Annotated in this window: 16 protein-coding genes; 4 read left to right on the forward strand and 12 right to left on the reverse strand. The window is 28.2% G+C overall.

What is annotated here, in order from left to right:
• Positions 1-128: 128 nt before the first annotated feature.
• The 3 genes from KQI89_RS07045 to KQI89_RS07055 are packed head-to-tail and all read right to left on the reverse strand — an operon-like array spanning position 129 to position 2,774.
• Positions 129-884, reverse strand: a complete 756-nt coding sequence (locus tag KQI89_RS07045; protein ID WP_216456473.1) for an iron ABC transporter ATP-binding protein — start codon at positions 882-884, stop codon at positions 129-131.
• Positions 881-1,831, reverse strand: coding sequence for an iron chelate uptake ABC transporter family permease subunit (locus tag KQI89_RS07050; RefSeq protein ID WP_216456474.1), 951 nt, complete (start codon positions 1,829-1,831; stop codon positions 881-883). The genes KQI89_RS07045 and KQI89_RS07050 overlap by 4 nt, the downstream gene beginning before the upstream one ends.
• Positions 1,821-2,774 carry an ABC transporter permease gene (locus tag KQI89_RS07055; RefSeq protein WP_216456475.1) on the reverse strand — a complete coding sequence of 318 codons (954 nt, stop codon included), beginning with the start codon at positions 2,772-2,774 and terminating at the stop codon, positions 1,821-1,823. The genes KQI89_RS07050 and KQI89_RS07055 overlap by 11 nt, the downstream gene beginning before the upstream one ends.
• A gap of 179 nt (positions 2,775-2,953) precedes the next feature.
• Between KQI89_RS07055 and KQI89_RS07060 the strand changes: the two genes are divergently transcribed.
• Both KQI89_RS07060 and dusA read left to right on the forward strand, forming a co-directional pair.
• Complete coding sequence (locus KQI89_RS07060) at positions 2,954-3,712, forward strand: helix-turn-helix transcriptional regulator (protein ID WP_343216334.1); 759 nt, start codon at positions 2,954-2,956, stop codon at positions 3,710-3,712.
• 160 nt (positions 3,713-3,872) lie between these two features.
• On the forward strand, positions 3,873-4,901 hold the full coding sequence (gene dusA / locus KQI89_RS07065; RefSeq protein WP_216456476.1) for a tRNA dihydrouridine(20/20a) synthase DusA: 1,029 nt from the start codon (positions 3,873-3,875) through the stop codon (positions 4,899-4,901).
• A gap of 145 nt (positions 4,902-5,046) precedes the next feature.
• Here the strand turns inward: dusA and KQI89_RS07070 are convergent, their stop codons facing one another.
• The 9 genes from KQI89_RS07070 to KQI89_RS07110 all read right to left on the reverse strand — a co-directional run bounded on the left by KQI89_RS07070 (position 5,047) and on the right by KQI89_RS07110 (position 13,813).
• Positions 5,047-6,081 carry an aminopeptidase gene (locus tag KQI89_RS07070; protein ID WP_216456477.1) on the reverse strand — a complete coding sequence of 345 codons (1,035 nt, stop codon included), beginning with the start codon at positions 6,079-6,081 and terminating at the stop codon, positions 5,047-5,049.
• A 28-nt stretch (positions 6,082-6,109) separates the two neighbouring features.
• A complete protein-coding gene (locus KQI89_RS07075; RefSeq protein ID WP_216456478.1) occupies positions 6,110-6,667 on the reverse strand; it encodes a DUF2087 domain-containing protein in 558 nt (185 codons plus the stop codon).
• An 11-nt stretch (positions 6,668-6,678) separates the two neighbouring features.
• On the reverse strand, positions 6,679-7,086 hold the full coding sequence (locus KQI89_RS07080; RefSeq protein WP_216456479.1) for a hypothetical protein: 408 nt from the start codon (positions 7,084-7,086) through the stop codon (positions 6,679-6,681).
• Positions 7,087-7,389: 303 nt separating this feature from the next.
• A complete protein-coding gene (locus tag KQI89_RS07085) occupies positions 7,390-8,172 on the reverse strand; it encodes a class I SAM-dependent methyltransferase (RefSeq protein ID WP_216456480.1) in 783 nt (260 codons plus the stop codon).
• Between the two features lie 276 nt (positions 8,173-8,448).
• A complete protein-coding gene (locus tag KQI89_RS07090) occupies positions 8,449-8,913 on the reverse strand; it encodes a GyrI-like domain-containing protein (RefSeq protein ID WP_216456481.1) in 465 nt (154 codons plus the stop codon).
• A gap of 72 nt (positions 8,914-8,985) precedes the next feature.
• The gene (locus tag KQI89_RS07095; protein ID WP_216456482.1) at positions 8,986-9,900 is read right to left on the reverse strand and encodes a helix-turn-helix transcriptional regulator; all 915 of its coding nucleotides are present in this window, start codon (positions 9,898-9,900) and stop codon (positions 8,986-8,988) included.
• Positions 9,901-10,048: 148 nt separating this feature from the next.
• Complete coding sequence (gene pdxR / locus KQI89_RS07100; RefSeq protein WP_216456483.1) at positions 10,049-11,494, reverse strand: MocR-like pyridoxine biosynthesis transcription factor PdxR; 1,446 nt, start codon at positions 11,492-11,494, stop codon at positions 10,049-10,051.
• A 46-nt stretch (positions 11,495-11,540) separates the two neighbouring features.
• Positions 11,541-12,701 (reverse strand): alanine racemase, encoded by a 1,161-nt coding sequence (gene alr, locus KQI89_RS07105; RefSeq protein WP_216456484.1) that lies wholly within the window; start codon positions 12,699-12,701, stop codon positions 11,541-11,543.
• Between the two features lie 356 nt (positions 12,702-13,057).
• Positions 13,058-13,813: an N-acetylmuramoyl-L-alanine amidase family protein gene (locus tag KQI89_RS07110; protein ID WP_216456485.1), complete on the reverse strand. Its 756-nt coding sequence runs from the start codon at positions 13,811-13,813 to the stop codon at positions 13,058-13,060.
• A 320-nt stretch (positions 13,814-14,133) separates the two neighbouring features.
• On the opposite strand from KQI89_RS07110, the gene KQI89_RS07115 reads away from it, so the two are divergent.
• On the forward strand, positions 14,134-14,790 hold the full coding sequence (locus KQI89_RS07115) for a response regulator transcription factor (protein WP_216456486.1): 657 nt from the start codon (positions 14,134-14,136) through the stop codon (positions 14,788-14,790).
• Positions 14,791-14,793: 3 nt separating this feature from the next.
• Positions 14,794-16,212, forward strand: a complete 1,419-nt coding sequence (locus KQI89_RS18005) for a HAMP domain-containing sensor histidine kinase (protein ID WP_216456487.1) — start codon at positions 14,794-14,796, stop codon at positions 16,210-16,212.
• Positions 16,213-16,229 lie beyond the last annotated feature (17 nt).

The raw sequence follows: 16,229 nt of genomic DNA on the forward strand, positions 1-16,229 counted from the left end.
TGACTCTCCGCTCTAATACTTCCATGTTCTTCAAAGTTGGAATAAAGAGTAGCTACGTCTCTGGATAAGGATTTCTATGCTTTACAGAAAGTAAAAACTCCCTCTAAAGACAAGAATTCTGTGTATATTTAGAAATATATACAAATTCTTTGATCTTCTATATTTTCTATCTTAAAATCCATCTCATATATATCACTTAAGATATTCTTATCTATAATTTGATTGGTATTACCTTGGCTTGCTATTACTCCGTCTTTTAAGGCAATTATATAATCTGAATAACAGGATGCAAAGTTAATGTCATGTATTACTAATATAACTGTTTTATTAAGTTCTTCTACCAAGTTTCTTAAGATTTTCATAATCTGTACTGAATGCTTCATATCTAAACTATTTAACGGCTCATCTAAAAGTATATACTCTGTATTTTGAGCAACTACCATAGCTATGTAAGCTCTTTGCCTTTGTCCACCACTTAGTTGATCTAAATATTTATTTTCTATATCTTTAAGTTCTAAATACTCTATAGCATCATCAACATATTTCCAATCTTCTTCTGTAAGATTCCCCTCACAATAAGGAAATCTTCCAAAGCTAACTAACTCTTTAATGGTTAATCTTATATTTATGTGGTTAGACTGTTTTAATATAGAAATTTTTTTAGCCAGTTCCTTATTGTCCCAATGACCAACTTCTTTACCATCTATAAACACCTCTCCACCATCTTTACTAATAAGACGACTTATTATAGATAACAAAGTACTTTTTCCTGCTCCATTAGGTCCAATAAAAGAAGTTATCTTTCCTTTTTCTATATTTAAAGATACATCATCTACAACTGGCTTATTTCCATACTTTTTTGTTACATTCTTTATCTCTATCATGCCTTACTCTCCTTTAACAGCAGATACATAAAATAAACTCCTCCAATGAAATTTATAATAACGCTTAAGGTTGTACCAAAATTTAAAAATCTTTCAACAATAAGTTGTCCTCCAACTAAAGCTATAATTCCTATAAATATAGAACCTGTAATTAAGTATCTATGTTTGTAGGTTTTTATGTATTCATAGGTAAGATTTACAACAAGCAATCCTAAGAAGGTTATAGGTCCTACCAATGCAGTAGATATAGATACTAATATAGCAACTACTATAAGCATCTTTTTTACAACTTTATCATAGGAAACTCCTAGATTTATCGCCTGTTCTCTGCCTAAAGACATAACATCTAATACTTTTACATAATCATACACATAGGCTATAACTAGTAGAACTCCTATAATAGATATAAGAAGTATATCTGTATTTATACTATTAAAACTAGCAAACATCTTATCTTGGATTATTAGAAACTCATTTGGATTAATAAGCATCTGCATAAAAGATGATAAACTTTGGAACAAGGTTCCAAATATTAATCCTGCTAATAGTAAAAAGAAAATACTTTTTTCTTCTCCTATAAATAAAAGTTTGTATAAAATCATCGAAAAAAGCACCATAAGAGCAACAGACACAAGAAAATTAACATTATTATTCATAATAGCAATATTATTAGCTCCAAATATAAAGACTACAAAGGTTTGTATAAACATATATAAAGAATCTAACCCTAGTACGCTGGGAGTTAATATCCTATTGTTAGTTATTGTCTGAAATATCATTGAAGAAAAAGCTATAGACCCTGCTGTTAAACTTATAGCTAGTACCTTTAAAGCTCTTCTTGGTAATACATAATCATAATTGTTTTTATTTGCTCCTATAAATATGAATAGTATTATGAGTACTATTGCAAAAACCCCTAATAAAACTACTCTTCTCCTATGCTTCATTTCCATTCCTCCTAAACAAGAGATAAAGGAATATAGCACTTCCTATTACCCCAACTATAAGTCCTATTGATATCTCATAAGGATAGATAATTAATCTACCTAATATGTCACAAGCTAAAAGAAAAACTGCTCCAAGTAGCGCTGTATCATAAAGGCTATTTTTTAAGTTATCTCCCTTATAAAGGGTAACTATATTAGGTACTATAAGCCCTAGGAATGGTATTTTTCCTATAGTAATAACTACTACTGATGATATTAAAGACACTATTATAAGCCCTACATTTACAACCTTATTATAATTAAGACCTAAGTTTTTAGAAAAATCCTCTCCCATGCCTGCCACTGTAAACTTATTAGCATAGAGAAAAGCTACTATCACAAGAGGTATGCTTAAATACATAAGTTCATAGCTTCCTTTAATAACCAATGAGAAATCTCCCTGTAACCATGAAGAAATACTTTGCACAAGATTGTATTTATAGGCAAAGAATGTGGTTATTGAATCTATTATATTTCCAAGCATTATCCCTATCAGTGGTATAAAAATAACATTTTTAAACTTTATTTTCTTTAAGATTTTCATAAATAAAAATGTACCCGCTAAAGAAAATATAAATGAAACTATCATTTTTTGAATAGGACTAGCCGAAGAAAATATCATTAATGAAACTAAAATCCCTAATTTAGCACTATCAATGGTAGCAGCTGTACCTGGTGATACAAATTTATTACGACTTATTTGTTGCATAATAAGTCCTGCTATACTCATACTACTCCCTGCTACAATAATGCTTATAAGCCTTGGAATTCTACTTATTAATAAAACTTTAAGTTTAACCTCATCTGGATTAAATATATCAAAAAAACTAATATCCTTTACTCCAATAAATATGGAGCAAATAGACAAAATAATAAGTGCCAAAATTAAATACCGCTTTTTCATAAGTCCTCCCCTATACAAGTAACCAATATTATCCTTGACACCTCCATTCTTCAATTGATATAATCACAAATGTAAATGCATTTGATTTTTATTATCAATTACATTCTACAGGTTTATGAATTATTTAATATTAACTAGAGTTAGATTTTTATAACTATATTTAGATAATTTTAAAAGGAGTGATAGTTATCTTCTTAGCCAATAATCATATATCATCTACTATAGAAAAGTTCTTTTTATGTACTAGCATTCCAGTAAAAGCCTTTAAATTCAATGGAGAGCTGATTCATTCTGTTGGCTATAATAGCATGCTTCAAGATATATTTGATAATAATAATATTTACGAAAATTTAAATAAAGAAAGTCTTAATGATAAAGGTTACTACATTATTAACACTCCTTTTCTAGATGGAGTAAGTTTTGCCGCTTTTTATATTTGTACTAAGAATATTAATAGAGGTATATATATCATGGGACCTTATGCTTCATCTAAGGTAACTCACCTAGGTATTTCGTATAAGCCCCCCTGCTGTATTCCACATTTAATTTCTCTACTTAGAAATATTGCATGGGATAGCAATTACACGAAACAAAAAACCTGCATAAATGAATCATCCTATAGCTTACATGTAAAAAAAGCCATAGACTTTATTGATGCAAGATATAGTGATGATATAACCTTAAATGATGTATCTGAATACCTCAATATAAATAAATCTTATTTCTGTACCATGCTAAAAAAAGGAACTGGTAAAACATTTTCTACTTTGCTTAATGAAGTCAGGATTGATAAAAGTAAAGAATTATTAATACAAAGTAATTTATCTATATTAGATATAGCACTGTCTGTAGGATTTAACAGTCAAAATTACTATAGCTCAATGTTTAAAAAGCTAAATAATAAGACTCCTATGGAGTTTAGAAATGAATTTTTTTAAGTACCATTCATATAGCATATAATAAATACAAGCCTATTGATAACTTAAAAAGCTACATAATCCATTAATAAATGGTTAAATTATAAGATAATAGACGGCAAAATATGAATTATATAGAATAAAAAATATTATTTGTATTAACCCTTAAAGGAGATTTCACATGGAAAAATATATATCTAATGTTGTTTCGCCGAAGGTTAGCATCGCTCCTATGGTGGACAGAACTGATAGACATTTTAGATACTTCGCTAGGATACTTACGAAAAAACCTCTACTATACACGGAAATGATAAGTTGTCAAGGTATTATTAATGGTAATAGAAAGCAATTACTAGATTTTAATACTATTGAAAAACCTCTCTCTCTACAGATTGCAGGTAGTAGTCCTGAAGAAATCTATGAGGCTGTGAAAATTGCCGATAATTGGGACTATGATGAAATTAATTTAAATGCAGGTTGTCCCTCTGATAGAGTATCCGGTAATCTTATGGGTGCTACCTTAATGGCATATCCAAAACTTGTTAAAGAAATGGTTGATGCTATGGCCTCTGCCACAAAAAAGCCCATAACAGTTAAACATAGGATTGGCATTGATGGTAAAAACATACTGCCTCAATGCTTTAATAGAACTTTACTTGATAGATATGAGGATATGGTTAATTTTATTTCTATAGTAGAAAAATCTAGAGTCCACAGATTTATTATTCATGCAAGAATTGCAATATTGGAAGGTTTAAGTCCAAAAGAGAATAGGGAAATCCCACCTTTAAGATATGAAGAAGTTTACAGATTAAAAAAAGAATTTTCACATCTTAATATAGAAATCAATGGTGGAATAAAAACTCTAGAGGAGATTAATCATCATCTTAAATTTGTTAACGGTACAATGATTGGAAGAGCTGCTTATAATAACAGCTTTATCTTAAGAGAATTAGACTCACTTTATAATAAAGGTGAAATAAACAACATATCAAGAAAAGAGGTTATAGAGGAATTTATACCTTATATAGAAAGTTTAGAAAACCTTGGAGGCAATTCTTTTTATGCTATTAAACATATGATAGGATTATTTGAAGGTAAACCTGGAAGTAAAAGATGGCGACAGATACTTGGAACTCCTGCTTCCAAAAATATAAAGGCTTCAGAACTTCTTAAAATAGCACTAAAAGAACTTCCTTTAGAGATTTAATAATAAGCATCTTTATTATTAGCCTTAGGAGATGTTTTACCATCTCCTTCTTACTCTCTTTTCTTAGAAAGAACTATAAATGATACTACCATATATTACATGAATTTTTTTTGTAATTCTTATTAACTTACCTTAGAATAATTATTTATCTTAATACCTCAACTTCCCCATGTTCGATTTTTATTTCATCATTAAAAATTAAGGTACCTTTGAATACAAAATCCTTATGATAACTACATTGATTATTTCCTCCAAACATTGTATTCATTCCAATTGCAATATGAATTGTACCTTTTGCTTTTTCATCTAGCGCTGTATATCCTACTAAATCAGTTACATTTTCATTTAATCCAATTCCTAGTTCACATAATACATTAGCATTTTCAGGTAAGGTTTTTAAGTACTCATTAAATATTTCAGATGAGGAATTAATTAACCTTCCATACTTAAAAGTTAAAACTAAATTTTCTAATATTTTTCCTTCTAAGAAAAGTTTTTCTATAAATATTGAACCCTTTGCTGAATTTTCAATTGGCGCTATATAAATCTCACCACAAGGTAGATCCCCATCCCCTGTATCAATATACCAATGTCTATTCTCTAGAGATAAATATAATTCATGATCTTTGTCTGTAATTATTTTAGCTAAATCTTTATTTAACAAAGCATTTACCATATCATTAGATTTTATTTTTAATTCATCATAATTTATATTGTAAGCCTTCATCATAAGAGTTTTATACTCTTCAAAATCTAAATTTGAGCCTAGTGAATTTTCTATTGTAGGTACTGTAATTTGAACAAATTTTTCCTTGTTGGATAAAGCTTTGAATAATTCTCTCATGTATTCTCTATAAAAATTAATCTTATCTTTTGGAAACTCTTTATGAGGCTTCACTGGTTCATAAGTACAAATATCTATTACAACACTTACCTCTTCAAAGCTCTTAAAAAACCTCTGGCTATAACACTTATCTTTAGTAGCTTCAAACAAATTTTTGTAATATATTCTTGAATGCTGTTGTTCCATTGGAGTTGCACCTATTGCTGCTACTTCATAACTAAAATCCTTCAGTATTTCTCTTTCCTCATCTTCTCCCCATAATTGAAGTAGTACAATATCTCCCTTTTTTATTCCTATTGCCTCAACAATTCTCTTAATCAATTCCCTTTTAAACATAGCTCTATACTCCTAAAATATATTTTTCTTAATATTTTCTCACTAACTTGTAAATCCCATTTTCTCTCTCTAGAAGCTTTTCTGCCACCATGTCTCTTCTTATTGTGCAAAAATCTTCATGATAATCTGCTATAATTATATTTACTTCCCTTTCAGTGTATTGCATATTTTCTTCAAATTTTTTTGCTATTTCCTCTAACACTATTCTTTTTTTCTTTTGCTGTACAGGAATAGATTTTAAACTTCCATATTCAAAAAAGGCTTCTATTACCTTTTTCCTATATTGTTCTTCTCTTTCCTTTTCAATGTTTTTATTAGATATATCTGATTTTATCAATTCTTCTAGAGAGATTTTAAATATCTTCTTATTCACACTGTAAACTACGTAGTACTGCTCCTTCTTTGAGTAAACTATACCCGCCTCTTCGAGCTTTTTTAAGTGGAAAGACACTGTTGATGGAGCCAAAGCTAATCGCTCAGATAAAAGTTCTACATACATAGGTTCCTTAAGTAGATTATTAATTATAAGTAATCTAGATTTATCAGATAAACACTTAAATAAACTTATTGGATCTAATTTTTCCATAGTCTCTCCTCTTAACCTATAATTTTTTGCTCATTGTAATGCTTAATAAACATATCTTTAATTTCATTTGCTGTAGTTAACTTTATTTCTTCAATAATACATTCCGTTGTGAAACCATGTTTCTCTGCTTTTGCATAGTTTTCTTTCCAATTTGATGGTATCTTATCAAAAAACTCCATATAGACTTCATACAATTTATTGTAACTCTCCTCATTAAATTCATTTTTTCCCCCATATACTTTCTTGTAGCTAATATCAAACACTGACGAAAAAATACTGTATATATTAAGCTTTATCTTTTCTAAATTAGCTTCATCCTTACATTCTAAGGATATAAATTTTTCTATGCCCTCTTTGTACATTTGTTGCTTATTTTTTAATGCTTCACTATAACTTTCTTTTAACTTCTCATTTCTCAATCATATTATCCCCTTTCCTGAAAATTGTCATCTAATATAACTATAACAACAAAATCACTTTATTTCAATTTATTTTTATATATATAGAAATAGATTTTTCTTTTTTATTTTTATATATGTAAATATAATCTTGGTAACTGTAAACTAGCACTAACACTAAATCCTTTTTTAATAATCCACACTAACATAAAGAATTACTTTATTTTAATAGCTATGAGAATATTTTTATCATATAGAAATGATGGAACAAAAAAATCCTTTCCACCACTCTTTAGGAGATTGGTGGAAAGGATTTTCATCTCTTTATAGTTTTTTTCCTATATATAACCCATGTTGACTGTAGCCAATCAAACTTTCATCTTTACAAGTTTCCATATGATATTTCATCCAATAATCAAATTCATCATCATCAAATTTATTTATTATATGCCTTAATCCTCCTCCTATTCCATCGGTACCAATATGTTCAAGTTTATAAATTTTATTTTCATCCATAATTTCTTCCATTTCCTTATAGGTAGAATGATAAAAACAATCTCTTGAGTCATCAAATTCTTTTCCTGTTTTAGATATGTTTCTTAATCCATGGTCATTGATATTTTTAGTATTTCTATGAATCATGTTTATAAAAGTGGCAAACCTACTAATATATGCAGTAGCTAATATCCCATCAGACTTTAATACCCTTTTACATTCCTTTATACATTTATCTCTTTCCTCTTTATTCATAAGGTGATACAGAGGACCAAGGCATAATACCATATCAAAAGTCTCCTCTGAAAAGGCATTTAGATCTAAGGCATTTCCTTCAAGCACATTTAAGCTTATATTTCTTTTCTTTGCTTTATCCTTCATTATAGAAACATGCTTAGGGCATATATCCATTGATACAATATCAACCCCTTTTTCTGCATAAAAAAAGGAATATATTCCTGTTCCTGCTCCTAAGTCTAAAATCTTTGAATTTTTATTAATATACTTATCTAAAAAGTGTGTTGTTGTAATAAATTCTATCTTATGTGCCCTATCTTTAGTTAACCTATTTTCCTCATCATAAGCCTCATAGTAATTTATGATAGACTCCACTTAAATTCCCCCTTATTAAAATTTGTACAACGATCCTATTATGAATAACATTGCATACTTGACTTTTCTCCCCAATTCACATTTGTATTATATCTTAATTTCGAATTATCTGAAAGTATAGGAAATACGGTTATTACATGTAGCTCATAAAATTTAGTAATAGATCATAATTTAAGTCCATACTTATTATTATATTAATTATAATATAATGAATATAAATTGACTTAAGATAAATTTAAAGCACCGCTAATAGCGGTGCAAATATTAAAACTTTAACTAATTTAATGATATATAAATATCTATTATTTGATTATCCATATCTTCGCTGTCATTGTGATATACCTCAAAATCACAGCTATACTTTCTATCTAAATTTAATTTCCAAATATTTTCCCAAACTTCTATAACTGCTGATTTTACATCTCCCTGCACAGTAAATTTTGCATATTTCCCCTCAGGTATTTCTCTATATTCAAAGCCTTTTTCTATATTTGATTTTACATCTTCTACTTCACATCCTGCAAGAAAATAATAAGGTTTAGTATAGTCCCCTTCATAATCTGTATATAAAGCTATTCCTTTTTTATCAATAGCTCCACTTATTTTATGAAAGACATTTTCCTCTATAAGCTTTCCCCATATCTCACTTATATCTTTCATAGCCTTATTATTTTCATTAGTTGTTAAAGTACCAATACCTGAAACTAACTTTTTATCAACATTTACAATTTCATAATTCATATTTTCATCCCCTTAAATCTTATTAGGTATATTATAAAATATATAATAAGACAACTATATGTCATATTAGAATTATGATTTATAAATATCTAAATTTTTATTGAGCCTTTTTACAATTTCATCCCTTACATACTTAGGCTCTATCACCTCTACATTATATCCAAAGGACATAATATATGAATATACCCATTCATTTTCTGGAAAAGTTACATTAACAATATAGCTTCCATCCTGATCTTTAACAATCATGTCCTCATCATAATAATCATATAAAAGGTACAATACACTTTCATTAAATTTTAGCCTTAAATTTACTTTCTTTACTTTACTTTCAGTAATTATTTTTTCGTTGCCCTTTGAAATGATATCTCCTCTTTCAAAGTTCTGGTTTTTTACTTCTAAATTTTTCATCCGTGTAATTTTAAATAAACGAAAATCATCTTTTAGAATGCAATAAGACCATAAATACCAGGTCTGCCCTTTAAAAATAAGTTTTAGAGGATATACTAACCTTCTAGTTTTCTTATTATATGAATTTATATAATCGAATCCTAATACAATTCTTTTTAATATTCCCTGCTTAATGTTTTGAAATTTAATGTCAGTATCTTTATTTGCTCCCCAATGGGAAAAATCAACTTCTATCCAATCACTAATATGAGTTTTACCGAATATTGCATTCATTTTCTCTAAAACCCTATCAATTTCAGGATAGTTTGTTGCTTGTAGAGTTTTAAGAGCTAGTATAAGGCTTTCACTTTCCTCTGCCGAGATTAAGGCATTACTCATCACATATTCTTCTAATAAAGATATGCCTCCACCGTTACCTTTGCTTGTATATATGGGTATTCCAGCAGCAGACAGATCTTCTACATCTCTATATATGGTTCTTGTTGATACTTCAAACTTCTCTGCAAGTTCTTTAGCAGTAACTGTTCCTTTATTTAATAAAGTTATGACTATATGAAATAATCTATTTATCTTCATTATTCTCACCCAATACCAGTATATCATTTACATGATGTAAAACCTACATCTACACCTATCTATAGGCATCTTTAATAAAAGTAAAAAATAATAATTTAAAGCATTAATCTAGAAATCACTTAATATTTAATAAGGATATAAAAAGTTTCTACATTAACTCCTTAACTACTTCCCCTATTATTTTTATTCCTTTTTCTATATCCTCTTCTTTTACTCTAGAGAATCCTATTCTTATCCACTGGTGCCCATTATTATTGTTATTGAAGAATATATCTCCCGGCATAAATACTACCCCTCTTTTATAGCATTCATTTAAAACCTCTCTTCCATTAACAGCTTTTAGTTTAATAAAAACATGAAGTCCGCCCTGTCCTAATATACATTCATGAGGTATATATTTCTTAACTTGAAGGAGAGTGAAGTTGTATTTAGCCTTATAATGCTTTCTTATCTTCTTTATATACCTTTTAAATGCACCACTTTCCATATATTTATGAAATACTGCCTGATCTAAAGCTGATGAATGGATATTTTTAGCCCTTTTTATACTTTCTAATTTATCTATGAGCTTTTCATCTCCAAATACCCATCCAATCCTAAGCCCTGGAAAAAGAATTTTTGAAAAACTTCCTATATACACTATTCCATTCCCTTTGCCACATAAAGAAACAAGTGGAGCTACATGTGATCCTGAATACATCAACTCCTCATTAAATCCATCTTCAATTATTGGTATCTTATACTTCTCACAGATTCTATATACTTCTTGCCTTTTTTCTCCATTCATAACGATGCCTGTTGGATTATGATAGGAAGGTATTAAATATACTAATTTAGGTGGATTATCCATTAAAGCTTCTTCTAATAAATTTGTGTCTATTCCATCAGAATCCATAGGAATAGATTTTATATTTAATCCCTGGGCCTTTATTATTTTTATTGCAGTATTGTGAGTAGGTTCCTCACAAGCTATAGTATCTCCCTTTTCAGTTACTGCCCTTAATAAAATATCAAATCCTTCAGTAAACCCATTGGTTATTAATAAATCTTTTCCCTGTAGATTTACTCCTTTTTTCTCCATATATCCTTTTATATAATCTATTAAAGGCTTATATCCCTTTGCGTATCCGTAATTTAATAGTTTATCTCCTTCTAGAGAAAATACATTAAAAAAGGCTCTTTTGAACTCTTCTAAATCGAAGAGACTCTCATCTGGTGCAATACTCTTGAAAGAGATCATTCCCTTCTTCCAAGGCAATTCTGTTTTTACTATATCAAGCTCTTCACAAACCTTTCCGTAATCACTAATCCTCTCTTCCCAATCTATAATCAAATCACCTTTATGTAGCTTTTTCTCAATGGCCACAAAAGTTCCCTTGCCCCTTAAACTTTTTATAACTCCTTCACTTTCTAAATTCTCATAAGCTAAGATTACAGAATTTCTACTTATACCTAATACTTTACTTACCTCTCTAGTGGATGGGAGCTTGCTTCCCTTTTTAAATATACCTTTTTCTATCTCTTCTTTTACGTGATTTTCTATTTGAATATGAATTTTTTCTTTACTATTAATATTTAAGGATGAAAAAATCAAGTCCTCACCTACTTTTCTATCTCAATCTTCATTTAAAATCCTTGTTCTAGATATAATTTCTTATACTTATAATTTCATTATTTTTAATATATACTCTTGGTATTCGTTGTTTAATCATACAAAGGATCTCATAATTTATAGTTTCCATAATATCCGCTATATCATCTGCATCAAACTTTAAACTTCCTTCTTCTCCAAGTATAATGACCTCATCCCCAACTTTAACTTGTCCTATATCTGTTACATCAATCATACATTGATCCATGCATATGGTACCTACAACCTTTGCAAACTTACCATTTATAATAACCTTTGCTTTTCCACTTAGACCTCTTAAATACCCATCCGCATATCCTATTGGTAATGTAGCAATTATACTGTCTTTATGAGCTTTAAATGTTCTTCCGTAACTTATATACATATCCTCATCTAACTTTTTAACATGAGATACCTTTGTTTTTATGGTTAATGCAGGTTTTAAGTTCAAATTCTCCTTATTAACCTCATAAGAAGGGTAATATCCATATAGTATAATTCCTGCTCTAACTCCATCTAAATATGTATCTTCTAAATCTATGATTGCTCCACTGTTTGCAGTATGCTTTAAAGGTATATTAATTCCTATCTTCAAAAGCCTTCTATTAAAATTGTGAAATTTTGAAAATTGTTCATAGGTATATTCCTTATGCTTTTCAGATGAACTTGAAAAGTGAGTAAATAATCCTTCTACTTCTATACCTTCTAATGAACAAATTTCTAATATGTCATTAAAACTTTTATCATCAGGTAAAAATCCTATTCTTCCCATTCCCGTATCTAATGCAATATGAATTTTAGCTTTTTTTCCTAAAGATAAGGCAATCTTTGATAATTCCTTTGCATATTCTAAATCATAAACAGTTTGTTCTATATTGTAATTTACTAAATAATCTCCAAACTCTATAGGAGTATATCCTAATATAATTATAGGAGACTTAATATTATTATCTATAAGTTCTATAGCTTCTGTTATAACTGCTACAGCTAGTCTTGAAGCTCCATTTTCTAATAAAACTGGAGCTACATCTACAGCTCCATGTCCATAAGCATCTGCTTTTATTACAGCTATTATCTCTTTACCAGTAGTTATTTCCCTAATTTTTTTCATATTATACTCTATTGCATCCAAATTCACTTCTGCCCATACTGGTCTAATAATTTTATCCATCTTAACACCTCTAGATTTCTATATTGTCCTTTAATATCATTATAGTAAAATGGATTATAAAAAGAAGAACCACTACCATTTAAATTTGTAATAGTAGTGGTTTAATTATATAACAATTTTAATGTCTCATTCTAGCTATTCAAAAAACTATTTAGCTAATGCTATCTTCATAAATCCTTCCAAATTAAACAGCTAAAATAATTTATTTGCTGTAGTATTTTTTATCCGATGACTACTCGCTCTAATACTCCCATCTTCTTCAAAGTGGTAATAAAGAGCGGCTACGTCCCTGGATAACGATTTCTAAGCTTTAGAGGGAGTAAAAACTCCCTCTAAAGGCAAGAACTCTGTTTATATTATTTTTCAAAAGTTAAAGCATAGTTTAAAATAGCTTTAGCTAAAGCTTCAGAACATTGAGCTTGTCCCACTTTTGATGTAATAAACTTTGCATCAGATGAATTACTTAAAAACCCTAATTCAACTAATGCGGATACTGAATTATTAAGCTTTAATACAGCCAGAGATCTATTTGATTCATATTTTAAACCTCTGTCAGTAGTATAATTAGCATTAGTTAGTTCTTTTTGTATGTTTTTAGCAAGATTCTCCCCCTGACTATTAGGAAATCTACACCAAGTTTCTACACCTTTATAGGAAGCATTTTTATCACCATTACAATGTATAGACACAAATATATCCGCTTTAGCATCATTTGATATCTTAACTCTCTCCCTAAGATCTAACTTTTCATTAGAGGGCCATTGGACACTATCACTAGTCCTTGTATATATTACTTTGATGCCATTTTCCTCTAAAATTTTACCAACTTCAAGGGCAACATTTAAAGTAATATCTTTTTCCAAAATACCAGAAGAACTTTTAGTTCCATTATCATATCCACCATGACCAGGATCTATACAGACTATAAGGTTTGAGTTATTGTTCGAATGCTTGGTATCATTTTTTGTAAAAACAGCTTTATTTTCATAATTAGTTGCATTAGTATCTATTGCCTTATAAACAAACATAAGTGACACTATAAATAAAGAAATTAATACTAAATATATTTTAATTAAAACCCTTTTACGATTCCTACATGATTTCTTTTTCATTAATATCTTCTTTTTTCTCACTAATTTTTTCTTATAAATATCTCTTCACCCCTTTTAGTACAAAAATCTTTATTTCATTACATGATTAATTATAATTTTTAAATATATTATAAGTTTTTGTAAGTTGTAAAGAAGTTGTAAATACCTTTACAAAAGCCATATAAATATAATAAACTTCATACATGACTAGTTATTTATAACTAGTAATATTTCACACAAATTATAGATTAGTTGTATTTTTATGGTAGCGTATAAAGATGCTAAATACAAGTCGTATTTTAAAATATTTACATATAAACGATTTTTATGAGGTGATAAAATTGAGACAAAAGATTTTAATAGTTGAAGATGATTTAGGAATATCAAATTTGATTAAATTAAATTTAAATATAGCAAATTATGAAACTAAAGAAGTGTATGATGGATTAGAAGCAATTAATATTATTGAAAAAGAGCACTTTGACTTAATACTTTTAGATGTTATGCTTCCAGGAGCTGACGGATTTACTATAATAGATAAAATTAGGCCTTTAGACATTCCTGTTATATTTCTAACGGCAAAAAACTCTGTTATTGATAAAGTAAACGGCTTAAAGTTAGGGGCAGAAGATTATATTGTAAAGCCCTTTGAAGCAATAGAACTTTTAGCAAGAATTGAAACGATTTTAAGAAGATATGGTAAATCTACGGACATGCTAGAATTTAAAGATATAAAAGTATATTTAAAAGAAAGATTAGTAAAGAAGAAGGATACCTTAATAGATTTAACCCTTAAAGAATTTGAGTTATTATGCATACTAGTTCTAAATAAAAATATAGCCTTAACTAGAGAAATGCTATTAGAGAAAGTATGGCAATTTGATTACTTTGGAGGTACTCGAACTGTGGATATGCATATAGGCTCCCTTAGAAAAAAATTAGATTTAAATGATAACATAAAAACAGTTTATAAAGTGGGTTATAGATTGGAGGATTAAGCAGTGAAGTTTTGGCAGAAAATATATGTTTTTTCTTTGTTATTATTTATCCTAACTTTTAATTTTGCAGGTGTTTTAATAATAGAAAAATTTCATAACGAAGCTTTAAAGAGAGAAGTAAATAGATGTTTAAGTGAACATCTAAGTATTTATTCTGGAATAAACTTAAGTATTCCTATAAATGATACTTTAAGGAGATATTCACGGAATATAAGTTCTGATGATGAGATTTTATATAATTCTATTAATAATTATTATAAAAGAAATAATGATGAAAATGTTTATATTGAAATCTTAGGTGAAAATAATAAAAATATATTTAGTAATATTAATTTTGAATTACCTGAAAACAGAGAGGAACTTCAGTCACTTGAACATAATAAAAGGCAATATATCATAAGGGATATAGATAATAACTCCTATATTTTCGTAACAAATCCTATAAATATAAATAATAAAATATATACATTTACTTATGTAAGAAATATTTCAGAAATCTATAAGGAAAAAAAAGATCAGTACATTTTCTTTTTTAATATATATATATTAGTTTGCGTGATTTTTATGGTATTTATGTATTTTATAAGTAATTACATTACAAAACCAATAAAAAAACTTACAGAGGCCACTAAAAGAATATCAGAAGGAAACTTTTCCGAAAAAGTGAAAGTTAATTCTAAAGATGAATTAGGGTCCTTAGCAAAAAATTTTAACTTAATGGCTGAAGTTGTTGATGAAAAAATTAATGAATTAGAAAAAAACAATATTGAAAAGCAAAGATTTATTAATAACTTAACTCATGAATTAAAAACACCCTTAACTTCCATAATAGGATATGCAGACTTACTTCGCACAACTAAATATAATGAAGAGATTTTTATAGATGGTCTTAACTTTATATATAAAGAAGGAAAAAGCTTAGAAAAGTTATCTTTTAAGTTAATGGACTTGATATTATTAAACAAAGAAGATTTTAAATTAGAAAAGCAAAGCATAAAAGAGATTACTCTAGAAGTTAAAGGATTATTAATTCCAAAATTGAATAAAAAGAATATCAATTTAGTAATAAAAGGTGATGACTTTGAATTAATGATGGAATGCACTTTAATAAGAGTATTACTATCTAATCTTATAGATAATGCTATACAAGCTTCAAGTCCTAACTCTGAAGTTCATGTTAGTATTAATAAAGAAAAATACGAGATTGAAATAATAGACTTTGGTATAGGAATTGCTGAAAATCATCTTGATAAAATTTTCGAACCTTTTTATATAGTAGATAAAGCAAGAACTAGAGAAAATAATGGAGCTGGATTGGGTTTATCAATATGTAAAGGAATATTGGATATTCATAACGGAAGATTTAAAGTCCAAAGCGAAGTAACTAAGGGTACTTCAATCAAATTAACATTTAATACTTAAAAAGGTGGTTATAAGTA

The sequence above is a fragment of the Clostridium simiarum genome, from assembly GCF_018919175.1.
In the GTDB taxonomy this organism is placed as follows: domain Bacteria; phylum Bacillota; class Clostridia; order Clostridiales; family Clostridiaceae; genus Clostridium_L; species Clostridium_L simiarum.